23 protein-coding genes and 1 tRNA gene are annotated in these 23,756 nt (G+C 62.6%); 16 read left to right on the plus strand and 8 right to left on the minus strand.

The features are described 5' to 3' along the window. Nucleotides 1-64 precede the first annotated feature (64 nt). Nucleotides 65-562 carry a GAF domain-containing protein gene (locus tag AB6802_RS29295; protein WP_371013703.1) on the plus strand — a complete coding sequence of 166 codons (498 nt, stop codon included), beginning with the start codon at nt 65-67 and terminating at the stop codon, nt 560-562. Nucleotides 563-574: 12 nt separating this feature from the next. Here the strand turns inward: AB6802_RS29295 and AB6802_RS29300 are convergent, their stop codons facing one another. The 3 genes from AB6802_RS29300 to betI all read right to left on the minus strand — a co-directional run bounded on the left by AB6802_RS29300 (nt 575) and on the right by betI (nt 3,545). After that, a complete protein-coding gene (locus tag AB6802_RS29300) occupies nt 575-1,624 on the minus strand; it encodes an alpha/beta hydrolase family protein (RefSeq protein ID WP_371013704.1) in 1,050 nt (349 codons plus the stop codon). A gap of 145 nt (nt 1,625-1,769) precedes the next feature. After that, on the minus strand, nt 1,770-2,744 hold the full coding sequence (locus AB6802_RS29305) for a YeiH family protein (protein ID WP_371013705.1): 975 nt from the start codon (nt 2,742-2,744) through the stop codon (nt 1,770-1,772). A 183-nt stretch (nt 2,745-2,927) separates the two neighbouring features. After that, complete coding sequence (gene betI / locus AB6802_RS29310; RefSeq protein ID WP_371013706.1) at nt 2,928-3,545, minus strand: transcriptional regulator BetI; 618 nt, start codon at nt 3,543-3,545, stop codon at nt 2,928-2,930. A 77-nt stretch (nt 3,546-3,622) separates the two neighbouring features. Between betI and AB6802_RS29315 the strand changes: the two genes are divergently transcribed. The 11 genes from AB6802_RS29315 (at nt 3,623) to AB6802_RS29365 (ending at nt 15,948) form a co-directional block, all read left to right on the plus strand. After that, nucleotides 3,623-5,647: a CocE/NonD family hydrolase gene (locus tag AB6802_RS29315; RefSeq protein ID WP_371013707.1), complete on the plus strand. Its 2,025-nt coding sequence runs from the start codon at nt 3,623-3,625 to the stop codon at nt 5,645-5,647. A gap of 30 nt (nt 5,648-5,677) precedes the next feature. Continuing rightward, nucleotides 5,678-7,219, plus strand: coding sequence for an ABC transporter substrate-binding protein (locus AB6802_RS29320; protein ID WP_371013708.1), 1,542 nt, complete (start codon nt 5,678-5,680; stop codon nt 7,217-7,219). A 242-nt stretch (nt 7,220-7,461) separates the two neighbouring features. Then, nucleotides 7,462-8,427, plus strand: a complete 966-nt coding sequence (locus AB6802_RS29325) for an ABC transporter permease (protein ID WP_371013709.1) — start codon at nt 7,462-7,464, stop codon at nt 8,425-8,427. Next, the gene (locus AB6802_RS29330; protein ID WP_371013710.1) at nt 8,424-9,266 is read left to right on the plus strand and encodes an ABC transporter permease; all 843 of its coding nucleotides are present in this window, start codon (nt 8,424-8,426) and stop codon (nt 9,264-9,266) included. The genes AB6802_RS29325 and AB6802_RS29330 overlap by 4 nt, the downstream gene beginning before the upstream one ends. Continuing rightward, nucleotides 9,266-10,255 carry an ABC transporter ATP-binding protein gene (locus AB6802_RS29335; protein ID WP_371013711.1) on the plus strand — a complete coding sequence of 330 codons (990 nt, stop codon included), beginning with the start codon at nt 9,266-9,268 and terminating at the stop codon, nt 10,253-10,255. Before AB6802_RS29330 ends, AB6802_RS29335 begins: the two co-directional genes overlap by 1 nt. Further along, nucleotides 10,252-11,013 carry an ABC transporter ATP-binding protein gene (locus tag AB6802_RS29340; protein ID WP_371013712.1) on the plus strand — a complete coding sequence of 254 codons (762 nt, stop codon included), beginning with the start codon at nt 10,252-10,254 and terminating at the stop codon, nt 11,011-11,013. The genes AB6802_RS29335 and AB6802_RS29340 overlap by 4 nt, the downstream gene beginning before the upstream one ends. 294 nt (nt 11,014-11,307) lie before the next feature. Beyond that, nucleotides 11,308-11,799, plus strand: a complete 492-nt coding sequence (locus AB6802_RS29345) for an N-acetyltransferase family protein (protein ID WP_371013713.1) — start codon at nt 11,308-11,310, stop codon at nt 11,797-11,799. Beyond that, nucleotides 11,796-12,179 (plus strand): ACT domain-containing protein, encoded by a 384-nt coding sequence (locus AB6802_RS29350; protein ID WP_371013714.1) that lies wholly within the window; start codon nt 11,796-11,798, stop codon nt 12,177-12,179. The genes AB6802_RS29345 and AB6802_RS29350 overlap by 4 nt, the downstream gene beginning before the upstream one ends. A gap of 157 nt (nt 12,180-12,336) precedes the next feature. Then, on the plus strand, nt 12,337-13,770 hold the full coding sequence (locus AB6802_RS29355) for an aldehyde dehydrogenase family protein (protein ID WP_371013715.1): 1,434 nt from the start codon (nt 12,337-12,339) through the stop codon (nt 13,768-13,770). A gap of 251 nt (nt 13,771-14,021) precedes the next feature. Then, the gene (locus AB6802_RS29360) at nt 14,022-15,524 is read left to right on the plus strand and encodes a hypothetical protein (protein ID WP_371013716.1); all 1,503 of its coding nucleotides are present in this window, start codon (nt 14,022-14,024) and stop codon (nt 15,522-15,524) included. A 148-nt stretch (nt 15,525-15,672) separates the two neighbouring features. Further along, complete coding sequence (locus AB6802_RS29365) at nt 15,673-15,948, plus strand: FCD domain-containing protein (protein ID WP_371013717.1); 276 nt, start codon at nt 15,673-15,675, stop codon at nt 15,946-15,948. Nucleotides 15,949-16,104: 156 nt separating this feature from the next. Here the strand turns inward: AB6802_RS29365 and AB6802_RS29370 are convergent, their stop codons facing one another. Continuing rightward, nucleotides 16,105-16,620: a hypothetical protein gene (locus AB6802_RS29370; protein WP_371013718.1), complete on the minus strand. Its 516-nt coding sequence runs from the start codon at nt 16,618-16,620 to the stop codon at nt 16,105-16,107. Nucleotides 16,621-16,683: 63 nt separating this feature from the next. On the opposite strand from AB6802_RS29370, the gene AB6802_RS29375 reads away from it, so the two are divergent. Both AB6802_RS29375 and maiA read left to right on the plus strand, forming a co-directional pair. Then, a complete protein-coding gene (locus AB6802_RS29375; protein WP_371013719.1) occupies nt 16,684-17,088 on the plus strand; it encodes a hypothetical protein in 405 nt (134 codons plus the stop codon). A 243-nt stretch (nt 17,089-17,331) separates the two neighbouring features. Then, nucleotides 17,332-17,970 (plus strand): maleylacetoacetate isomerase, encoded by a 639-nt coding sequence (gene maiA / locus AB6802_RS29380; protein ID WP_371013720.1) that lies wholly within the window; start codon nt 17,332-17,334, stop codon nt 17,968-17,970. Nucleotides 17,971-18,007: 37 nt separating this feature from the next. Here the strand turns inward: maiA and AB6802_RS29385 are convergent, their stop codons facing one another. The 3 genes from AB6802_RS29385 to AB6802_RS29395 all read right to left on the minus strand — a co-directional run bounded on the left by AB6802_RS29385 (nt 18,008) and on the right by AB6802_RS29395 (nt 20,768). Further along, nucleotides 18,008-18,640, minus strand: a complete 633-nt coding sequence (locus AB6802_RS29385) for a hypothetical protein (RefSeq protein ID WP_371013737.1) — start codon at nt 18,638-18,640, stop codon at nt 18,008-18,010. A 924-nt stretch (nt 18,641-19,564) separates the two neighbouring features. Further along, nucleotides 19,565-19,638 (minus strand) — tRNA-Gln (locus AB6802_RS29390). A gap of 197 nt (nt 19,639-19,835) precedes the next feature. Continuing rightward, on the minus strand, nt 19,836-20,768 hold the full coding sequence (locus AB6802_RS29395) for a YbhN family protein (protein ID WP_371013721.1): 933 nt from the start codon (nt 20,766-20,768) through the stop codon (nt 19,836-19,838). 257 nt (nt 20,769-21,025) lie between these two features. Here AB6802_RS29395 and AB6802_RS29400 point away from each other — a divergent pair, with 257 nt between their 5' ends. Next, entirely contained in the window at nt 21,026-22,390 is a 1,365-nt protein-coding gene (locus AB6802_RS29400; RefSeq protein WP_371013722.1) for a Ppx/GppA phosphatase family protein, read from the plus strand. A 55-nt stretch (nt 22,391-22,445) separates the two neighbouring features. Next, the gene (locus AB6802_RS29405) at nt 22,446-23,270 is read left to right on the plus strand and encodes an RlmE family RNA methyltransferase (protein ID WP_371013723.1); all 825 of its coding nucleotides are present in this window, start codon (nt 22,446-22,448) and stop codon (nt 23,268-23,270) included. 34 nt (nt 23,271-23,304) lie between these two features. Here AB6802_RS29405 and AB6802_RS29410 read toward each other — a convergent pair whose 3' ends face one another. Continuing rightward, on the minus strand, nt 23,305-23,724 hold the full coding sequence (locus tag AB6802_RS29410; RefSeq protein ID WP_371013724.1) for a lipocalin-like domain-containing protein: 420 nt from the start codon (nt 23,722-23,724) through the stop codon (nt 23,305-23,307). Nucleotides 23,725-23,756: the final 32 nt, after the last annotated feature.

A 23,756-nucleotide genomic window follows, 5' to 3' on the forward strand; every position in this document is an offset into this window, starting at 1 on the left:
TTGGTGGCAGAGAGAACGCAAACTGTAGCTGGCCAGCCGGCCGGCTTGCAACGGAGACACCAGGATGTTTGCGGCAACCGCGATCGACACCAAGGACAAGCCGGCCTTCTACAAAGAGTTGGCCGTGCAGCTTAAAGCGCTGCTGGAGGGCGAGAGCGACTCCATCGCCAACGCCGCCAACACCACGGCGCTGATCTACCAGATGGTGCCCGACCTCAACTGGGCCGGTTTTTATTTCCTTGCCTCCGACGATGAACTGGTGCTCGGGCCCTTCCAGGGCAAGCCGGCCTGCGTGCGCATCGCGGTCGGCAAGGGCGTGTGCGGCACGGCGATCGACCTCGACATGTCTATGCTGGTCAAGGATGTGCACGAATTCGCCGGGCACATTGCCTGCGATGCCGACTCGCGCTCGGAGCTGGTGGTGCTTCTGCGCGATGCGGAAGGCGCCTTCGGCGTGCTCGACCTCGACAGCCCGACGCCCGGCCGCTTCGACAAGGAAGACCAGGCCGGCATCGAGAAACTGGCCGCCATCTATGTCGCGGCGACCTCCTTCGAGGACTGACGCCGCGAGTTTTTACTGCCAGGCTTTCAGCGCACGGTCGAAGGCCACTGTCACCGTGCCGATCAGTTGCGCGTGGATCGCCGCGCGGGACCGTCCGCCGCCATCGTCGCAAACCGGGTCGCCGATCTCCTCGGAGACGATGAGGGCGGCGGCGCCCGGCTTGCATTCGCCGAACATGCTGTAGTGGCTGGCATCCTCGATCGTCGCGTAGCCTGATTTGGGGATTGCTCTTGCGATGCTGGAAGCATCGACCGTCGCGGGGATTTTTCCTGGACGGCCGAGATTGACGATGTCGACCGGAATCTTGATCGTAGCGAAGCTTTTGACGTCGAAGACATCGGATGGCGCCGGATCGATCGCCATCGCGAAGCGGATGCGCTTGTCGCTGTTGTTGCGGCCGGCCGATCGCATGTCCACCGTATGAAGGTCGACGCCACTCTGCCTGACCCATCCGCACAGCGAAGCGTTGAGCGTGTCGTTGTCGCAATAGGCCGCAAGCAGCTTCGGGTCGACGCGTCCGCCGGCGATCGCCAGCGCGGTGTTGCCGCCCATCGACAGCCCAAGAACGCCGATCCGGCCTTGCTCCAGATGATCCTGGAAGAACGCTTGCCTGCCCATTGCATCAAGCGCTGCCGTGAGATCGGCGGGTCGTAGCCAAAGCTTCATCGTCTCGGTCGCCGACCGGTTTTTGCCGCCATTGCCCGGATGGGTGGGAGCGGCAACGATGAAGCCGTGTTCGGCCAAGGGCGTCGCGATCCAGCTCAACGCTTGCGGCGTACCGGCCAGACCGGCGCCGTGCGAAAGCAGGATCAGCGGGTACTTTCCGTCGGCGATCGGCGCGTCGCGCATTGCCGACGTTCCCACAAACAGCGGGCTGTCACCAAGCACGGCCGGCTCACCGCCCGCCTGTGCTGGATACCAGACCGTCACGTCGAGATCGGCGCCACGTTCCTTCGATGGCGCCAGCAGCTGACGAACACCGACATGGTCATCGGCGTATGCCGGATGCTGGGCCAGCGCCATGGATGCAAGGATGGCGCATAGCTGGATGATCAATTTCATCGAAATCTCCGTTGTCGAACGCTTGCGCTGCGGCTGGTACGCTCGGTTGCAGTTTCGACGGGAGATCAGTGGATCGGGATAAGCCGCGCGACCTCGATCGCGATCGAGGACGTGCTTGATCGTGATCGGGTCACCGGCTGCTGTGCTAGGCGAACTTGACCAGCATCAGGCTGAAGCAGCCGATGAAGAGGAAGGCCGAGAAAGCGAGCAGCAGCGGGCGCAGGCCGCGCGAGCGCAACTGCGAGATGTCGGCCTGAAGTCCCATCGCGGCGAGACCCATGGTCAGCATGATCTGCGCCGCCAGGGCGACCGCCGAGTGGATCGGCGCCGGAATGTCGGCCAGGCTGTTCAGCGCCACGATCGCCACGAAGGCCGCGACGAACCACGGCATCGGCGGCTTGGCGGCGGAAGCATCGGTGCTGCCGCGGCGCGCCATCAGGCCGAGCGCGATGACCATCGGCGCCAACATCGCAACGCGCGTCAGCTTGGCGACCGTGGCGGTCTCGCCGGAGAGCGTGCCGTTCTGGAAACCGGCGCCGATCACCTGCGCCACTTCATGGATCGAAGCGCCGGCCCACAGGCCGAAGGCGTGCTGGTCGAGGCCAAGGACGGGCGCCAGCAGCGGGAAGCCGAGCATGGCGACGGTGCCGAACAGCGTGATCGAAGCGACGGCGTAAGTCACATCCTCATCCCGCGCGTCGGTGACGATGTTGGTGGCCACGATCGCCGAAGCGCCGCAGATCGACGTGCCCGCCGCGATCAGCTGCGCCAGCTTGCGGTCGACGCCGATGAGCCGTCCAAGCGTGACGGTGAACAGGAAGGTGGCGCCGAGCGTGGCGGCAACGATGCCGACGCCGCTGAGCCCGATGCCTGCCACCTGGCCGAGCGTGAGCTGGAAGCCGAGCAGCACGATGGCGAAGCGCAAAAGGCGCTTTTGCGAGAAGGCGATGCCGGCCTTGGCATGGGCAGGCAGACCAAGCACGTTGGAATAGATCATGCCGGCAACGACGGCGAGGATCATCGGGCTGAACAAAGTCAGGCCGGAGAAGCTGCGCGCCGAATAGGCGACGCTGGTGATCATGGCCACCAGAACGAGGCCCGGCACGACGCCGGTCGACATGGATGCGAGTGCAGGGCGCTTGCCTCCGGAATTGGCCGAATTCAGGCTATTTGGAAGATCGTTCGCGGTGGCGGGCAGGAAAGACAATTGAATTCTCCGGACACGTTCACGCGTGAAATGCCATTCCAGAACCAATCTTTCCAACGAATTATTTAAGTCATAATGATCGATTTTTACGAACGATCAATCGTGCGCTGCCAGCTCGGCCGGCGGTCGTTCGATGCCAGGGATCTGCAGGCAGACATAACGCCAGCAGATCCTGCGCGCCCGCTCGGTGTCCTCTTCCTCATATTCGCCCGCGCTCTGCCAGAAGAAGCCGTCGATCAGCGCCGCGATGCCGTCGACAATGTCAGCCACCTGGTCAGCCGGCACCAGTTGCCTGACGGCGTAACGGATATTGGAGACGAAGCGCGCGCCGGTCAGATGATAGAGATGCTTGATGCGCGGTTCGGTCTGCGCGGCGATCATGAACTGCATCCATGTCTGGGCGCGCTTGGGCGCGCCCAGATGCTGCGGCACGAAGGAGCCGTCGACGATGGCCTTCAGCCGTTGCGCCGGCGTCGGATTGGCGGGCGCCAGCCGCATGATGTCCTGGCGAAACAGGTTCGAGACATTGCGCATGGCGAGCGCGATCAGCTCTTCCTTGCTGTCGAAATAATGGTTGACGAGCCCGGCCGACATGCCGGCGCGCCGTGCGATAATGGCCATGGTCGCGTTCGCCATGCCTTCCTCGCCAATAACGGCGATCGCAGCGTCCATCAACTCGTCGCGCCGCATCGCCTTGATCGATCGTTTCGCCATTGCATTGCCTTCGCATTGGTAATATTGATTGATCATTCAATATATTATATAATCATTCAATCCAAGCCGGAGTTCTCATGCCCAGCGTCGTTATTTCCGGGGTTAGAACAGTCGAAACCCACTGGATTCCGCTTCGCGACGGCCGCAAGCTGGCCGCCCGCCTGTTCCTGCCGGAAGACGCCGAGGAAAATCCCGTCCCCGTGATCCTGGAATACATACCTTATCGCCGCCGCGACGGCACGCGCAGCGGCGACGAGGAGATGCATCTTTTCTTTGCCGGCCATGGATATGCCGGCGCCCGCGTCGACATCGCCGGCATGGGCGATTCCGACGGCCTGCTCGGCGATGAATATGTCAGGCGCGAGCAGGACGACGCACTCGAAATCCTCGACAATCTCTGCTCGCAGCCCTGGTGCAGCGGCGTCGCCGGCATGATCGGCAACAGCTGGGGCGGCTTTTCCGGCCTGCAGGTGGCTTCGCGCCGGCCGCCGCAACTGAAGGCGATCGTCACCTCCTGCTCGACCGACGACCGCTATGCCTGCGACGCGCATTATAATGGCGGCCTGTTGATCAACGACAATTTCGGCTGGGGCGGGGCGCTGTTCGGCTATTCGGCGCTGCCGCCGGATCCGGCCGTGGTCGGCGAGGATCGCTGGCGCGAGATGTGGAAGGGAAGGCTGGACGATCACAAGAACCACGCCGCCGAATGGCTGAAGCATCAGCGCCGCGATGCGTTCTGGAAGCAGGGCTCGGTCTGCGAGGATTTCTCGGCCATCGAATGCGCAGTGCTGACGGTCGGCGGCTATCTCGACGGCTACACGCAGACGATCTTCAGCCTGGTCGAGAACCTCAAGGCGCCGGCCAAGGGCATTTGCGGCCCCTGGGGCCATAAGGAGCCGAATTATGGCGTGCCCGGACCAGCGGTCGGCTATCTGCAGGAATGCATCCGCTGGTACGATCATTGGCTGAAAGGCATCGACAACGGTGTCGACCGCGATCCGGATATGCGGCTTTACTTGATGGACCACGCCAGTCCACATTCGCATATGGATTTCAGACCGGGACGGTGGATTGGCCTGCCGCAATGGCCTGCAAAACAGGTTGGCGCCAAGACCTTCTGGCTGAATGGCGACGGCAAGCTTGGCGAGGCGCAGGGTGCCGGCGGCATCCAGCCAACGATCTCATCGCCATTGACCACCGGCGTGCAGGGGCAGGAATGGTGCCCCTATGGCCAGGGCCGCATCTCGGCCGAAGGCGCTCGCGACCAACGCGCCGACGATGGCGGCTCGCTGTGCTTCGACAGCGCCGTCATGGCGAGCGACCTTTCGCTGACCGGCATTTCCAAGATCAGACTGCGTGTCGCCGCCGACAAGCCGCAGGCGCAAATCTGCGTCAGGCTGACCGATTTAGCGCCCGACGGCACCTCGGCCCTCATCACCTTCGCGCTGCTCAATCTTACGCATCGCGAAAGCCATGAATTCCCGACGCCGCTGACGCCGGGACAGCTCGAGGACGTGGAACTGTCGTTGAAGCCGGTGGCGCAAATCGTCCCCGCAGGACACAGGTTGCGCGTGGCGATTTCTTCCTCCTACTGGCCGATGGCCTGGCCGTCGCCGGAACGTACGATGCTGACCTTCGATCCGGCTGGTTGCCGGCTCGACCTGGCGGTGCTGGCGAGCGAGGAGGGGCTTGTCCCGGTCACCTTCGGGGAACCGCTATGGGCCGAGCCTCGCCCGGTGACGGTCAAGGAGCCGGCGCGGCAATTGCGTTCGTTGACGACTGATCTGCCAACCGAGCGCACGGAATTGACGGCGATGTCGGATGACGGGCGCTTCGTGATCGAGGAGACAGGCACCGAGATCACCTCCTGGCGCCGCAAAATCTACGGCATAACCGACAACGATCCGGCAAGCTGCGCCACCACCGTGACCTGCCACGAGGAATTCATCAGGCCCGACTGGAATGCGCGCGTCGACTGCGAGATCAGCTTCAGTTGCGACCGCCACAATTTCTACGCCCGCGGCTGGGTCAAGGCCTACGAGCGAGGAGCGATCTTCGCCCAACGAGACTATGACGAGGTCATTCCACGCGATTGCATGTAACCGCCTACAATCAAATAAAAGGGGAAAAAAATGCGCATGAAAATCGATCGCAGAACCTTCCTGGCCGGTTCGTCGGCATTGGCGCTGCTGCCTTATGCTCGCTTCGCCTTCGCCGCGGACAGGACCAATCCGGTCATCGCGCTCGACACCGATATCGGCAACCTCGACCCCGGTAACCGCGTCGGCACCACGGAAGGCAACATCATCCGCGCCGTCTGCCAGACGCTCGTGCGTTTCGAGCCGGGCAAGACCAGCTGGACCAACGACGCGGCCAAGGACATCAAGCAGATCTCCGACACCGAGTTCGAGTTCGAGCTCAATCCCGGCCAGATGTTCACCGGCGGTTTCGGCGAGATGACCGCCGATGACGTCAAGTTCACCTATGACCGCTACATCAACGGCGACGCGAACGGCAAGAAGCTCACTTATGCCGACGATCTGGAAGCGCTGAAGTCGGTCGAGGTCACCGGCAAATACACCGGAAAGCTGATCCTCAAGCATCCGTCGGCGGCACTTTGGCTGATCGGCATCTGCGACGCCTCCGGCGCGATCCTGTCGAAGAAGGCCACCCAGCAGCTCGGCGACAAGATCTCGACGACGCTGATCGGCTCCGGTCCGATGCTGCTCAAGGAATGGCGGCCGAAGGAGCAGTTCGTGCTCGCCGCCAACCCAGACTACAAAGGCCCGTACAAGGCGCATTTCGAGGAGATTACCGGCAAGATCATCCCCGAGCACAAGACCGCATTCCTGTCCTATCAGGCCAAGGAACTCGATTTTACCGCCTTCGATGCCGACCAGCTCGACACCGCCAAGGGCCTGCCCGACACCAAGGTCATCGACATCCCGGGCATCGACTACACCTGGATCGGCATCAATGTCGAAAAGGGCGATCTGGCCGATCTCAAGGTGCGCCAGGCGATCCGCTGGGCGGTCGATGTCGACGCCATCATCCAGGGCGCCTATTCCGGCGCCACCTCGCGCGCCAAGACCCTGCTGGCGCCGGGACTGCTCGGCAACTGGGCCGACGCGCCGCTCTACAATCGCGATGTCGCCAAGGCGCAGCAATTGCTGAGCGAGGCCGGCAAATCCAACCTTGCCTTCACCTTCACCTGCCTCAACGACGCCACCTCGCTGGCGGTCGCCCAGATCGTCCAGGCCAATCTCGCCGAAATCGGCATCACCATCAACATCAACGCCATGGATTCGGGCGCCTATTGGGCGCTCGGCGCCGACAATGCCAGCAAGGACCTCGAGCTGACGCTCATTCCCTACACGTCGAAATTCGACCCGAGCTTCCAGACGCAATGGTTCCTGGCCAGCCAGATCGGCCTTTGGAACTGGCAGCGCTGGAACAGCCCGGAATTCGACAAGTTGCACCAGGACGGTCTGGAGACGCTGGATAAAGCCAAGCGCGAGGAGATCTACATCAAGATGCAGAAACTGCTCGATGAATCGGCATCCTGCATCTGGATCACGCATGGCCGCAACTTCTTCGTCGACGCGGCCTGGCTGAAGCCGGTGTTCCTGCCCAACGGCAAGGACTGGCAGTTCGAATTCTTCGACAAGGCTTGAGCGGGCAGGGGTGTTGCCAAACTCTCCCCCTCACCCGGATTGCCAAGACCGAATTGCAAAGGGCAATTCGGGGCAATCCGACCTCTCCCCGAGGGGAGAGGAGATGGCCAGCGCTGGCCCCTTCCTCTTCTCCCCTCGGGGAGAAGGTGGACGCGAAGCGGCCGGATGAGGGGGCTGGCGCTAACCTCGACAATTGGCCATCTCCAGAACAGGTTGAAGCCATTGACCAAGTTCGACCGCTCATGACCAGAACGCAACGGACCGCCGCCTTCATCGCGACGCGGCTTGGCTCCATGGCGCTGACCATCGTCGGCGCCACACTGCTCCTGTTCCTCATGGTGCGGCTAGTGCCGGGCGACTTCGCCTCGGTGATGCTCGGCCCGCGCGCCACACCCGAGCTGCGCGCGCAGATCGTGCATGACATGGGCCTCGACCGCAGTTTTGTCGAACAGCTCTGGCTGTTCGTCAGTCGCGCCGCGACCGGCAATTTCGGCGAGGACGTCGTCTCGCATCGGCCGATCCTCGACCTCGTGCTCGAGGTCATCCCCAACACGCTGGCGCTCGCCTTCAGCGCGCTGGCGCTGGCGCTGCTGGTTGGCATTCCGATCGGCGTCATCGCGGCGCTCAAGCCCGGATCCTGGCTCGACAGCGGCCTGGCGCTGTTGTCGATTTCCTTCATCACCACGCCGACGCTGGTTGTCTCTGTCGTGCTGTTCCTGATCTTCGCCATCGGCCTGCACTGGCTGCCGGTGGCGGGCGCCGGCAATCCCGGCGATATCGTCGACCGCCTGCAGCATCTGGTGCTGCCCTCGGTGGCGCTGGCGCTGGGTTGGATCGGCTACATCTCGCGGCTGGTGCGGGCTGCACTGCTCGACACATTGGCCGAGCTGCATGTGCGCACGCTGCGCGCCTATGGCGTCTCGGAGTATCGCATCGTCGGCCTGTTCGCGCTCAAGCTGGCGCTGGTGCCGGTGGTATCGATCCTCGGCATCGGCCTTGGCGACCTGATCGGCAGTTCGGTCGTGGTCGAGATCATTTTCGCGCGGACCGGCATCGGCAGCTTGATCTTCAACTCGATCGCACAGCGCAACTATCCGGTCGTGCAGGCCTGCGTCGTCTTCATCGTCGCCTTCTATATCCTCGCCAATTTGGTGGTCGACATGGTCAACGCGCTGCTCGACCCGCGCGTCGCGGCGGGCCGCGGATGAGCGAGGCGATGTGGGCGCTGCGGCGCATCTGTTCGGAACGCGACGGCCGCCTTGGCCTTGCCTTCACCACTATCATCCTCGTGTTTGCGCTCGTCGGACCTTTGGTCAGCCCGGACCCGAATGTGCTCGACATCAAGGCGCGCTTTGCGGCACCCGGCATCGCGCATCTGTTCGGCACCGACAATCTCGGCCGTGATCTCTTCGCACGCACCTCGGCCGGCACCCGCTACGCGCTGACGCTTGCCGTGACGATCGTCGTCATCTCCTCGATCATCGGCTCGCTGATCGGTATCGTCGCCGGCATCGCCGGCGGCTGGGTCGACCGTGCGGTGACGGCGGTGTTCGACATCGTCAACGCCTTCCCACCGCTGATCCTGGCCTTCGCGCTGATCGCGCTTTACGGCAAGGGCTCGGCCACCTTCGTCCTCCTGGTCACCGTCGTCTTCATCCCGCAATTCGGCCGCATGGCCCGCGCCAGGGCGCGCACCTTGCGCAATCTGAGCTTCATCGAGGCCGAGCGCATGCTGGCGGTCCATCCGGCGACCATCGTCGTGCGCCACTATCTGCCCAATGTCGCCGGGCCGATCATCGTTCTGGCCAGCATGAACCTGCCGGTCGTCATCGCCTTCGAGGCGTCCTTGTCGTTCCTCGGCTTCGGCGTGCAGCCACCGAAATCCTCGCTCGGCACGCTGATCAAGGACGGCTTCGTGTCGATCAACCAATCCTGGTGGCCGACGGTCACGGCTGCCCTTGTGCTGGCCGTCGCCACGCTCGGCGCCACGCTGCTTGGCGAGGCGCTGCGCCGTGTCATCGACCCCAAGTCGGCGGGCACGCGCTGATGGCGATCTCGCTGCGCAATCTCTCGGTCGACTACAATTTGCCGATCGGCGCCGCGCACGCCTTGCGCGATGTCTCGCTGGATATCCAGAAGGGCGAGATGCTGGGATTGGTCGGCGAATCCGGCAGCGGCAAATCCACCGTCGCCTTCGCGCTGATGGGCCTGCTCGCGGCCAATGCCCGGGTGACGTCGGGCACCGCCACCATCGAGGGCAGGCAGTTCGACCTGACGAGGCCCAATGCCACCGCATCGTTGCGCGGTCGCGGCATGGCGATGATTTTTCAGGATCCGATGCTGTCGCTCAATCCGGTCTTCACCATCGGCGCGCAGCTCATCGAAGTGCTGCGCCGGCGCTCGCCCGGCAGTGATCGCAAGACCCGGGCAGCACAGGCCGAGGATGCGCTGGCCAAGGTCAAGCTCAGCAATCCGAAGCAGCGGATGCAGCAGTATCCGCACGAATTGTCCGGCGGCATGCGCCAGCGTGTCGTCATCGCCATGGCGCTGCTGTCGGAGCCGGCGCTGCTGATCGCCGACGAGCCGACCACCGCGCTCGATGTCACCGTCGAGGCGCAGATCATGCGCGAGATCATCGGCCTGCGCGACCGCATCGGCTGCGCCGTGCTGTTGATCACCCACAGCCTGGGGCTGGTCACCGAGCATTGCGACCGGATCTCGGTGCTCTATGCCGGCGAGCGGCTGGAAAGCGGCACGGTGCGCGACGTCCAGCGCCAGCCCGGCCACCCCTACACGCGCATGCTGTTCGATTGCGAGGTGCCGATCGACCGAGCACGCGATCCCGATGCGGCGCAAAACCGCTTCACCGTCATCGCCGGAGAATTGCCTGACCCGCGCCGGCGTCCGCCGGGCTGCATCTTCAACGGCCGCTGCGATGTCTCATTCGAGGATTGTGCAAAAGTCGTTCCCGGCGACTACGCCGTCGCTGGAAGCGCCTCGCATGGCGCGCGCTGCCTGCGGTTGGCGACGCCATGACCGATGCGATCTCGGTCAGCAACGCGCAGCTGCGCTTCGGCCACACCGTGGCGCTGGACGGCGTCTCGCTTTCGATCCCGCAAGGCACATGCTTCGGCATCGTCGGCGAATCCGGCTCCGGCAAGACGACACTGATGCGCGCCGTGCTTGGGCTGCAGCGGCTGGACGCCGGCGACATCCGCATCCTTGGCAATCCGCTGGGTCATGGCCGCGCGGCGCTGAAACGCCGCGCCAGTTTCATCCAGCCGATCTTCCAGGACCCGGCCGCCTCGCTGTCGCCGAGGAGCCGCATCCGCACCTTGATGAACGAGGTTGGCACGGTGCTGAAGGAGCCGCATGCGGCGACCTACGAGCGCCTGGCCGTCATCCTCAAGCGGCTCGGCCTGCCGGCAAGCGTCGTCGACAAATATCCGCATGAGATCAGCGGCGGGCAGGCGAGGCGGGTTGCGATCGCCCGCGCGCTCTTGATGAAGCCGTCGATCCTGATCGCCGACGAGCCGACCGCCGGGCTCGACGTCTCGGTACAGGGGGACCTGCTCAATTTGCTGCAGGACATAAGGCGCTCCGACAACATCACGCTGGTCGTCATCAGCCACAATCTGGCGGTCGTGCGCCTGATCGCCGAGAACGCCGTCGTCATGCGGGCGGGCAAGGTGGTCGAGGGCGGCGAGGTCGGCGCGCTGTTCGGCGCGCCGCGCGAGGCCTACACCAGGGAATTGCTGGCGGCGTGGCCGAGTATCACGCATTCCGGCCCTTGAGACCAAAGGAGCGTTGGAGCCGGGCTTCGATGTTCGTGGCGCCCATAATCGGCCAGGCGCGCCTGATCGTGTGGGCCTGACGGCGCAGCGTGTTGACCTGCCGCCGCGCCTGTTCCAGCGTTCCGCCATGTACGCTTTCGCGCCTGTCAACACCAAGCGACGCCGCTCCCGCCCAGTGCGAGGCGGCAAGCTGATCGCGCGACGAAAAAGGCCGGCAGGATAGATCCGGTTCGTTCGTTTCCAGCCCCGCCCGCGCTAGCAGCCGGCGGGGTTTTTCATGTCTGGAGCACTGTGATGACCATCGGTTCTTCTATCCGTTTCCGGCCGGCCGAACCGTCGGACGCTGCCGTCATTCGCAATATCGTGCGCGCGGCCTATGCCAAATGGGTGCCGGTGATCGGCCGCGAGCCGCTGCCGATGCGCGCCGACTACGAGAAGGCAATTGCCGAGCATCCACTCGATCTTGTCATCGCCGACGGCCGTGTTGTCGGTATGATCGAGACCATGCTCGCCGACGACCATCTTTGGATCGAGAATGTCTGCGTGGCGCCAACCGCGCAAGAAAGGGGCATCGGCCGGCTGCTTCTCGAGCGCGCCGAGGCGAAGGCGCTTGAGGCCGGCCGGTCGGAGCTTCGTCTGCTGACCAATGCCGCCTTCGAAGCCAATGTCTCGCTTTACAAGCGGCATGGCTATGTGGTCGATCGGGAAGAGCCATTCATGAACGGCGTGACGGTCTATATGAGCAAGAAACTGACGCGGGATTTCGATAAGGAGGCCGGGGAATGACCATTAAGGTCAAGCTGAAGCAACTCTCCGGGCGTTACGCTGTTTTACGACTTGGAGCCGGCGATGCCATTCCGGCGTGGGCCGACGGGCAGGGCTTTGTCAGCATCTCCCGGACCGACGACGAATTGTCGGTCGTCTGTCTTCAGGATAGGGTGCCGGATGCCGTCAAGCAGGATCGCGACTGGGTCGCGTTCAAATTGCAGGGACCCTTTGCCTTTGACGAAACCGGCATTGTCCTTTCAGTGATCAGGCCATTGTCGGAAAACAGGTTGGGGATCTTCCTGGTGTCCACCTTCGATGGCGACCATCTGCTCGTGAAGGCTACGGATGAGGCTGCGGCGAGACGGTTCTTGGGCGAGGCGGGACATACGATTGTCTAAAGCGCTGGCCAAACCTTTGGCTCAAAGACGGATTGCTGGCTAAATCAGTTCGGGGGTTGTATTTGACAGCGTTATTTGTGCATCGCTATCTCTGACAGGATACGACGACCAACCCCATCACAATTCGAGAGCCCACGGCTGACCGAGGATGAATTCCATGTCCCATAATCTGCAGTTCTATATCGACGGCGCCTGGGTCGATCCGGTGGTGCCGAACAGTTTCGACGTCATCGACCCGTCCAACGAAGACGCTTTCGCGCAGATTTCGCTTGGAACCAAGGCCGATGTCGACAAGGCGGTTGCCGCCGCCAAGCGCGCCTTCAACAGCTTCGGCTTCACTTCGGTCGAGGAACGCCTCGATATCCTCAACCGGGTCATCGAAATCTACAAGAAGCGCAGCAAGGATCTTGCCCTTGCAGTCTCGCGTGAGATGGGCGCGCCGCGCCAGATGGCTCTGGACAGCCAGGTCGGCGTCGGCCAGGCGCATCTGGAGAAGATGGCGCAAGTGCTGAAGAGCTTCCAATTCCGCCATGTCAAAGGCTCGTCGCTCATCGTCAAGGAGCCCATCGGCGTCGTCGGCCTGATCACGCCGTGGAACTGGCCGCTGAACCAGATCACATGCAAGGTCGGCCCGGCATTGGCCGCCGGCTGCACCATGGTGCTGAAGCCGTCCGAAATCGCGCCGCTCGACGCCATCATCTTCGCCGAGATCATCGACGAGGCCGGCGTGCCGAAGGGCGTCTTCAACCTCGTCAACGGCGATGGCCCTGGCGTCGGCCAGGCGCTGTCCAGCCATCCCGATATCGACATGATGTCGTTCACCGGTTCGACCCGCGCCGGCATCCTGGTCGCCAAGGCGGCGGCCGATACGGTCAAGCGCGTGCACCAGGAACTCGGCGGCAAGTCGGCCAACATTCTGTTCCCCGATGTCGATCTGGAACGGGCCGTCACCAAGGGCGTCGCCGGCTGCTTCGGCAACTCGGGCCAGTCCTGCAACGCGCCGACCCGCATGTTCGTGTCGCGCGACCGTCACGACGAGGCGGCCGGCTATGCGAAGGCAGCGGCGGAGAAATTCACCGTCGGCCCGGCCGATGGCGCCAACACCAAGCTTGGCCCGGTGGTCAGCCAGATCCAGTTCGACAAGATTCAGGATCTGATCAAGAGCGGCATCGACGAGGGCGCCACCCTGGTCGCCGGCGGCCCGGGTCGTCCGGCCGAACTCAACCGCGGCTACTACATTCGCCCGACCGTGTTCGCCAACGTGACGCACGACATGCGCATCGCCAAGGAAGAAATCTTCGGGCCGGTGCTGGCGATCATGCCCTATGACACGGTCGAGCAGGCGATCGAGCAGGCCAACGACACCGTCTTCGGCCTTGCCTCCTACATCCAGGCCAAGGACATCGAGAAAGCGCGCCAGGCGGCTGCCCGGATGCGCTCGGGCAGCGTCTACATCAACTACCCGACCTGGGATGCCGGCCTGCCCTTCGGCGGCTACAAGCAGTCGGGCAACGGCCGCGAATACGCCGAATACGGGCTTGAGGATTTCCTCGAGATCAAAGGCATTGCGGGGTACGAGGCGGCTGAATAGGCGGCTGTCAAAACCCGGTCATCGACGATGCAAGGGCCGCTCTTTCCATCGGGGGGAGCGGCCCTTGGCTTTGAGGCACAGTGACGGCAGCGCGGGCGATGCCCCTGCATACTGAAAAGTGCAGTGGATTTCTGTTGCTGTGTCGGCAGAATAGTCACCGGGACAAACTCAGTAAAAATCGAACAATCAATTTGCGCCGACATTAACGGGCCGGATTGCATTCTTGCCGCATTGCGACCGGTGGGAACGACATGCGCTCAGCATTCAAGACTGCTGCATTTCTGGCGTTTGTTCTGATGTCGGGCGCCCAGTTGGGCGTCGCGCGGGCAGGGCAACCATGGCTGGAAAAGCTCAGCGAACCGGACAGGCAGGAGTTCACTCGGCTGGTCGCTACGGTCGACGGCTGGACCGCGGACAGGGCCGACAAGATCAAGGCCGAACTTCAAGCCTTCGTAACCGCGCATCCGGATTTCGTTCCCGCGCGGGTCGAGGCGACGCGGGCACAATGGCTGAACGTCGCCAGTGGCATGGGATTTGCCTTGTCGAGCAAATCCTTCTTCATCGTCTTCGAGGAACTGGAGCGCCTCGATCCGTCCTATCCGCCGGCCTACGTCTATGGGGCGCGAACCTATATTTATTCCGGCTATCCCGCCGGCGCGCGCAACCAGCTTGAGAAAGCACAGGCTCTCGATGCCACGAACCCCTGGGTCGATATCACCTGGTCGCTGATGTTCGAACATTTGGATCATCGCAAGGAGGCACTGGTCTGGGCGAAGACGGCGCTGCCCAAGACGGCCGGAAATACCAAGGCGATGGTCGGAGCGATCCTTGCGATCACCAATCTGCGCGGCGTCACCTATCACGACGCCGCGGTTGCGATGGCCGATCAGATCGTCGCGCTCGAACCCGACATGGATAAACTCGCAGCGGTCATCCACGGCTGTCTGTCCGGCTACAGTTACCAGCCGGGCCTGCTGGATGTGCTGACGCGGGTCACGCAAAACGTTCAAGCCAGGCAGACGCCATCGAACGCTCTCTGGTACGAGATCGCAAGCCTCGATCTGACCCGTGGCTATTTGGGCAACATCGGCGTCACGCCCCGGTACCAGCCGGACATGGTCGCGGCCGCCATAGACATCCTCGACAAGATACGCGATGATCCGCAACTGGCGGAGAAGATATGGAATACCCGATTTGATCTGGCCCTCGGCCTAGGTGACATCGCGGCCATGACCCAGCTTCTCGACGAGGCCGGCCTCAAAGGCTACGCCGCCACTTCAGTCGGCTATCGCGAAACCCAATTGCTGTTGGCGCAGGGCAAATATGTCGACGTGATGGAGCTCTACCAGAGGCGGCGTCTTCCTGACGACGCCTTGCTGGCGCTGGCCTATTACATGGGCGGCGATCGCAACGTCGCCGATCGGATCTACCTGCGTGAATTGGAGGCGGATGCGACCTCTGGACCCGTCAATGCCACTTACGCTGCTTTAAGGCTGTTCCGCTTTCGCGATATCGACGGCGCTATCAAATATGGCGAGAAGGCGTATTCGCTCTATCCATCCGGCTGGAGCCGTTCGCTGGTGACGACCGCTTGGTTGGTGAAATCCTCCGATTACATAAAAGCCAACAAACCCAAAGAGGCGAAGGAGGCGTTCGCGCGCGCCCGCCAGATAGGCATCGACCCCGATTCCCTTCAGGCCTTCTGCAGCAATCTGTGCAATGACGTCAATTTGTCCCTGAGCGAGTTCCGGTAGCCGGGTGCCCTTGGCTTCTTTCAATATATTCGAGAGAATACAACGGTGGCGTTGCTACCTCAGTGGCCAAGCCGCCGTTCACGATATTTGATTGGGGTAACACCGTTGCGCGCTGGTCGGGTCGATACCGCCGAGCATTGCTCGCGCGATGCTCGGAAGGACTGCGGTCCTCCAAATCCGCCAAAGGCGTGGACAAAAGCGCCGCGTCGCCGAATATCTCGCTTTCGTGCGGCTGGAGAGGCTGCGGCAGTCGATGATCGAGCATCGCGGCGTCATTGCCGCGCTGCTTGCCGGCGAGCGGCAGGCGGCGGCAGCCTTGATGCGCATCCATCTGCGCATCTCGAAGGATGAGACCTTCGCTCATATGGACCAGGATCTCGACCGCGTGCGCGGCGGCGACCGGCTGACGGGCGCCGCCGCGTAAAATGCAATCCCAGGAAAAGTGTTTTGCGGTTTTCCGCCCGGCATTGCGTAAAACCGGCAGTCACATCAGCTGCGTCGCGGAGGTGGAAGACGAGCCAGCTTGAGCGGGCGCTAGGCGCCAGGCTGAATCCTGAAACTTACGGTGAAAAAGGCGGTGTCAGGAACCCGCCCGGCGGGCGAAATGCTCCCACGTCACGCGCCAGGGATCGCTCGTCGTCTGCCTTTCCTCGCCGATCCAATGAAAGCTGTCGACGGTGATCTCGGTGAACCGCCATCGGGCCTGCAGGCCGCGCGAGTCTGCGCCGATCTGGACGATGTCCTTGCCCTCGCCGCGCCCGATCTGGCGCGAATAGTCCTGGTTGAGCGGATCGCTCCAGATGATGTGCCAGCCATCGATCGCGGGATCGAAGACGCGCAAGGTCGTGCCATACATGGTGGATGGGGCAGGGCGCCTCGGCCTGATCCAGAGGTCCTGAATGGCGCGGCCTTCGAGCACCCAGCCGAAATGGCATTCTCCATCCCATTTCTCGATGGCGCCGTCGTCGCGGTGGTGGAGCGTGTCCATGTTCCAACTGCCGATCAGCCAGCCATAAAGGGCCATGTCTTGCGCCCGCTCGGCTGGAGGGCCTTCGGATGCAAGGGCGGCAAGAAACGGCGACATCGTGATCGTCATGATTTTCTCCCAAGGGACAAGGCAAGCGCGAACGGAACCGTCGCAGCGCTGGGGGTTCAGAGCTTGGGAAAAATTGCTGAAATGCTTGTTTTCGATGGGATCGCGGAGGGACCGGTCGCGGCGCCGGATGGAAAACAAATCAAGTCGCTTGAATGTTTTGGCCGAAGAGCCTGCCTGAAGGCGAGCGTCAGCCGCCACGCCCACTTCGAAACGCAAAAGAGCCTCGCCGGCCAGATGCCGACGAGGCTCTTACCCAACGGACCTAGTCGATTAGCGGCGATCGCTTCCACGATCATTGTGGCCATTGTTCGCGGCGCCCAGGCACTGGGCCCAGTAATCGTCATGATTGCTGCACGAATTGACGGCCGCCGTCTGAGCGTAAGCCGAAGCGGTCAGGCCGGCCACGGCAACAACTGCGAGAAATGTATTGCGAAGAATCTTGGACATTTTAATTTTTCCTCTGCTTAAATTCCGGTCACGCCGGTCGAAAGCGGTTTTCCTGCGTTTGTGTTTCGGTTTGATGCCGGTTGAGCGCGTTTTTGTTTCGAACTGTGGAAACGGAAAGCCAAACCGGACGGAAGCCTTGCAAACGAGGATAAAACCGTTCGCATGCAAATGTTTTAGAGGCTCTTGTTCCGGTTACGGACCTGATGTTTTCGTGCGGCGAGCGGGCGAATGGCCTTGTGCCTGGCCGCAAGCTACAGTCGCCGCATGAAGCTGCGCCTGCATACGCGATACCAGAACTCGGCCGGTCAACGCGTGCGCATCGTGCTCAACCTGAAGCGGCTGCCATATGAGTATGTGGCGATCCCTTCGCTGTCGTCCGAGGCCTACCGCAAGCTCAATCCGCAGGGCCTGATGCCCGCCCTAGAGATCGGCGGGCGTGTGGTGGCCCAGTCGATGGCAATCATTGAACTGCTCGAGGAGCTCTTCCCCGAGCCCGGCATTTTTCCCAGCGATCCGTTTCTGCGCGCCGAAGCCAGATCGTTCGCGCAACTGATCGCAGCCGATCTGCATCCCATCAACAACAACCGGGTGCGACGATATCTCGCCGATGTGGTCGGGGTCGACGAGCGGCAGGTCCGTGCATGGTATCATCACTGGGTGAAGCAGGCGTTTTCCGGCCTGGAGACGCAACTTGAGCGGCAGCCGGCGCGGTTTCCGTACTGCTTCGGCGACCGGCCGGGATTGGCCGATGCCTGCCTGGTTCCGCAGATGGACAATGCGCGCCGGTTCGACTGCGACCTGGCGCACTATCCCCGGCTGGTTGCCGTTGATGCCGAGTGCCGCAAACTGGAGGCGTTTACGCTGGCCGCGCCGGCGATGCAGCCGGATTATCCCGGAGCCTGAACGGTGGCTTCGACCTGACGATCGCCGCCGCCACGTCCTAATCGGTCTCGTGCGGCCGCACTTCGTCTTGCCAGCCGGCCAGCTCCTGCAGGTCGTCGAGCCAGCTTTTTTCCGTCATCGAAGCTTCGCCGGCCTGCGGCTCAGCCTCGGTCGCGTTTTGCATGAGCCAGTCCATCCATTTGCGATAGGCAGGCGGGGCCAGCTCGGGCGGCAATACCTTGGCCTTGGCCAGCATGCGTTTGCGGAAACTGACTTGCCTGCGCAGCTTGGTCGTCGTGAACTTGACGGCCTTGCCTTGGTATTCAACCGTCCAGCGCCCATCTCCATGGCTGGCCAGCCTGTCGATGGCAAAACCGGCATCGACCGGCCGATCGCGCCAGGGCAGCTCGATGGCATTCTTTCGCAGGTCGAGCGCCCATCGCCGATAGTCGGCCCCGAAGCGCTGGGGCGGCAGCACGCCGGCCTGTTCGAGTATCTTCCTGCGGAACGTCGGCTGCCTCTTGATCTGGCCTGTCGTCAACTCGATGCGATGCCCACGGAACTCGACGTGCCACCGGATCCTCCCGTTGCCGACATATTTCACCAGCCTGTCGATGACGAACTCGTCCTCGGAAAGCGTCACGCATCCTCGGGCGAGGCTTTCGAGAATGTACCGGCTATCGGTGGGCATGCGCGGCATTGGGCGGGACCTTTCGGACAAGCATAACGATGCAGACTCGAGAGCGGGCAAAAATGCCCTGCCAGGTCGTATATTTGTTGTGTGGCCTTCCCGAGATGGGTGACAGTTCCATTCCGGATAGATGAGCCAACCTGATCCGGCACCCGCCGCGGTGGGGCGCGCGGCCTATCGATCTGGGCGGTCGGTCGCCATGATATTGAAAAACAGCAAACAAGCTGCAACCGACAAGGCCCCGACTAGTAGTTCGGCAGCGGTCAATCCGAGAAAATGGACGAAATCAAATGCCAACACCAGAGCCATCGCTCTACCAATCATGGGTTCGAAAACATCGCCTCAAAAGGTAGAACCATGAGAGGACGCTAATGTTCCGATCTAGGCTTCGCAATCGGCCTGGCCGTTGGCGTTGGGATGGCAACTGCGGGTGCACGGCGGGCTTTTTTGTTCGAATTAGCGATTGTTTGCAGGACCCGTACAGGCTCCCGAACAAGTGCCGCGACAAGCACCGAGCAGTCGAGTTCCTCGTTGAACGAAACGTGCGTGTCAGCCTCTTGCAAAATCCGGACCATGCGAAGCGATTTCAATCTGGCCGTCTTGGCGGCACGCTCGGCACATTCAAGCTCAATGATCGATTGCGCGGACCGCGCATTCGGCGATCTTCCAACCAACAGATGCCCGCAACCTTTTAAAAGTTTTCTCAGTCTATCGATTCCACACCTTCGTGGGCTATTGTCACCGTCCATTTTGATGAAGCCTGGTTCATTTTAATCAGGGGCTTCACATCGAATCCGGTTCGATCTGGAATCGCGCCATGGACACGATCTTGGACGATCTCTCCTAAGCCGTCACAGCGCCCCGTACACACAACATGGTCGCCATCCTGCATGATCTGAAGCAGGCTAAGTGCTTGATTTTGCTTGGCTGGGGAACCTGGATTCGAACCAGGACTAACGGAGTCAGAGTCCGTGGGTCTACCGTTAACCTATTCCCCAGCAGGCGCGTCTGGCAACGCGCGAAGCGGACGGCTATGTGCCGCGAGCGCTGCCTTGTAGCCGCCATCGAAAAATAGTCAAGCCCGCAGCTCACTTCAACCGCAGGCTTTTTAGGCCTTTGTCCGACGCTTCCCCCAAAACCGCTGCGCACTTTTGCGCGACATGCATTGGGCTCGCCGAGAGGGCCGGCAAAGGCCTCAGCTTTCGCTCTTGCTGTATTGCGAGTGCTCGAAGAACAGCACCACGCAGAGCCCGATCACCAGCGGAATGATAAGGTAGAACAGCCGGAACACCAGAAGGGCGGCAAGCACGCCCGCCGGATCCATGTCCGAGAGTCCGGTGAGGAAGACGACCTCGAACACGCCGAGCGCGCCGGGCGCATGCGACAACAGCCCGATCGAGAACGACACCATGAACACGCCGAGTATGACGAAGTAACCAGGGTTGCCGGCCTCAGGCAGGGCAAAATAGATGATCGCCGCTGCCGCCAGCAGTTCGAGCGGGCCGATCAGCAATTGCCTGGCTACGATCGGCAGCGCCGGATAATGCAGCTGGAAAGAGCCGATCTTCAGCGGCCTGAGCCTGAGCCAGCTGCCAAAAACATAGGCGCCGACAAGCACCAGCATGGCGAGCCCGGCGGCGAATGCGGCGCTATGATGCGGCGCGCCGGTGAAACGGTCGATGATTTGCGGCTCCAGCAACAGCACCAGGCCGCCCAGGAAAACGCTGGAAAGGATGAAGGTGAACCAGCAGATCGCCACCAGAACGCCGACCTCCTGGCCAGTCAGCCCTCTCGTGCCATAGGCGCGGTAGCGGATCACGGCGCCTGAAAACACTGAGCCGCCGATATTGTGCGATACCGCGTAAGTGGTGAAGGAACAGAGCGTGACGAACAGCCACGACACTCGTCTGCCGATATGCAGTAAAGCGATGTGGTCGTAACCGGCAAGCGAGGCATAGGCGATGATCGAGCTCAGCGCCGCCAGCACCCAGCCGCGCGGCGGTATGGCGGCAATACCGGCCCAGACGTCGTTGAACGAAATGCCGCGCAGTTCATGAATGAGCAGCCACAGCGAGAACGCAACCGCAGCCAAGCCGATGACCGGCCAGAAATAACGCTTCCAGTTCATCGCGAGATCGTCATGCTTTGCGGCTCATGCGTGGATGTTGCCCCTTGGGTTTTGCGTGTCCAGCTTCATTTCAGACATGCCTGATTGAAGCCGGCTATTCAACCGGCAAGACATTGCCCCGGCATGACGGCGGCAAAAAACGGATCCGGCGCTCTTGGTGATTGCGCGTCGCGCTGTTACTCTGTCGTCAACTTAGAAACAAATCGAGGTGCCTGCTGCGTCCGTCTCCGGTTCGCGCGGCGCCGGAAGGAACTGAAGTGGAAGACCACGACACCGGCGCAGGCGCGTCGGCAGTGGGTGTGTCCGGGGCAACGCCGACAGGTGCGGCGGGCCCGCCCGTTGGGCGGTTCAGCCGCCATGCGGGCGCGCATGCCAGACATGCCGACCAAAGGCATGCCGACCAAAAGCATCCCGGCCAAAAGCAGGCTGACCATCACGGCGAGCAAAAGGGCAAGTCGCGCAAGCGCCGCAAGCGCAGGCGCGGCCGCAAGGTGTTCGCCCGCGACGAGAACGGCGCCGCGCTGTCGGCGCCCGTCATCAGCCCCGCAAGCCAGCCTCAACCCGAGCCGCCGCAGGCGCAGCCTAGGCCGCCCGCTCCGCGCGGCTCGCGACCGCCTTACCAGGAACTGCCGGTTTTTGCCGCGCTCGACCTCGGCACCAACAATTGCCGGTTGCTGGTCGCCGTTCCCGGCCGTCACGGTCAGTTCCGCGTCATCGACGCTTTCTCGCGCATCGTCAGGCTGGGCGAGGGGCTGACGGCTAGCGGCCGGCTCGGCGACGCGGCGATGGACCGCGCGGTCGAAGCGCTGAAAATCTGCGGCGAGAAACTGCGCAACCGCCGAATTCGCAAGGCCAGGCTGATCGCCACCGAGGCCTGCCGCTCGGCCGCCAACGGCGTCGAGTTTCTCGAACGCGTCGAGCGCGAGGCTGGCCTGAAGCTGGAGATCATCGATCGCCAGACCGAGGCCCGCCTTGCGGTCTCGGGCTGCGGCTCGCTGGTCGAGCGCGACACGCAAGGCGTGGTGCTGTTCGACATTGGCGGCGGCTCTTCGGAGATCGCGCTGATCGACCTCACCGGGCGGCGTTCGCCGCGGCTTGCCAACCACATCGTCTCCTGGACATCGCTTCCGGTCGGCGTCGTTTCTCTCGCCGAGCGTTTCGGCGGTCGCACGGTGACGCGCGAAACCTTTGCCGCCATGGTCGAGGACGTGGCGGTGCGGCTGAGGACTTTCGATGGCCGCGACCGGCTCGCGCATGTGCTGGCCAGCCCCAATTTCCATCTGCTCGGTACCTCCGGCACGGTGACGACGCTGGCCGGGGTGCATCTCGACCTCGAACGCTACGACCGCCGCCGGGTCGATGGGCTGTGGATGGACCGCGACAGCGTCGATCGCATGATCGAGCGGCTGATCGGCTGGGATTTCCAGCAGCGCTGCGCCAACCCCTGCATCGGCGCCGACCGTGCCGACCTGGTGCTTGCCGGCTGCGCCATCCTGGAAGCGATCCGCGCGGTGTGGCCGTCCGAGCGGCTGCGTGTCGCCGACCGCGGCCTGCGCGAGGGGATTTTGAGCGAGCTGATGGCCGATGACGGCGTCTGGCGAAACGAAGGTCGCCGCGCATGATCCCAAAAAGTGGAGACCGGTTTTTGGATAAGATCATGCGCCAAAGAGAACGCCGATGACCAAAAAACCGGATAAGCCGGGCTCGGCCGGCATTCGCGTGCTGAAGACGCGGATCAAGAAGAAAAGCGGCCTCAAGGAATCGTCACGCCGCTGGCTGCAGCGCCATATCAACGATCCCTATGTCCAGAGGTCGAAGGCCGACGGCTATCGCTCGCGCGCGGCCTACAAGCTGATCGAGATCGACGACAAGCATCATCTCTTGAAGCCCGGCATGAAAGTCATCGACCTCGGTGCTGCTCCCGGCGGATGGTGCCAGGTGGCGGCCGCCCGGACCAAGTCGACCGCGGAAAACCCGCATGTCGTCGGCATCGACTATCTCGAAATGGATGCGGTGCCCGGCGCGCCGGTGCTGCTGATGGATTTCCTCGATCCGCAAGCGCCGCAAAAGCTGGCCGAGGCTCTGGGTGGAAACCCTGATGTCGTGCTGTCGGACATGGCCGCGCCGACGACTGGCCACAAGCGAACCGATCATATCAGAACCATGCATCTGTGCGAGGTGGCCGCCGATTTCGCGCTATCGGTGCTGAAGCCGGGCGGCCATTTTTTGGCCAAGACGTTTCAGGGCGGCGCCGAAAACGAGCTGCTCTCCATGCTCAAGAAGAACTTCCGCTCTGTCCACCACGTCAAGCCGCCGGCGTCGCGCGATGAGTCGGTGGAGCTTTATCTGCTGGCAAAAGACTTCAAAGGGCGAGAGGCCGGTTCGACGCCAAGCGGCTTGGCACGCCCAGTGGACGCTCCGGAGGACTCAAGCGACCGAAGCCATAGCGAGGGGCCGCGGGACGCTGACCGAATGGACGACCTCCCCAAATCTCGCAGCTAGCCAGCCGACCCGCGCCCAGACCCCCGATCGACACTTATAACCTTTGCGCCGTCAGCACGCCGCGCGCCGTTCGCCCGGGGAACTTCGGATGAGCTTGCCAAGCCGTGGTCATCGACAGAGTGTCGCCGTCAACATCGAAGAATCGAACTTGCTCAGAGCCGACCCAAGCCGGATGCCACGCTGTGTCTACCTTTATGACGAGCCTGACATCGTCCTCGATACGGCACGAGCCTGAGTAGGCTATCATCGTTTCGAAGAGCGCTGCGGGGTCGTTGTCGGCGCGCTCCCTGGATGTGAGGATCGACATCATGCGGTCATCGCTGATTACCAGGTGGCCGAGAGGGTCGACGCCGAAAGCGTCCACGCATTCGCCGGTGTCCTCCAACTCGGCATGAAAAGACGTGATATTCCACCATCCCAGCAATGCGCCGCGCCCCAATGCCGAAGCCGACATGATGTATCTCCCCTATCGCAGCGGACATTATC

The organism is Mesorhizobium sp. RCC_202 (genome assembly GCF_041355295.1).
Classification (GTDB): Bacteria; Pseudomonadota; Alphaproteobacteria; order Rhizobiales; family Rhizobiaceae; genus Mesorhizobium.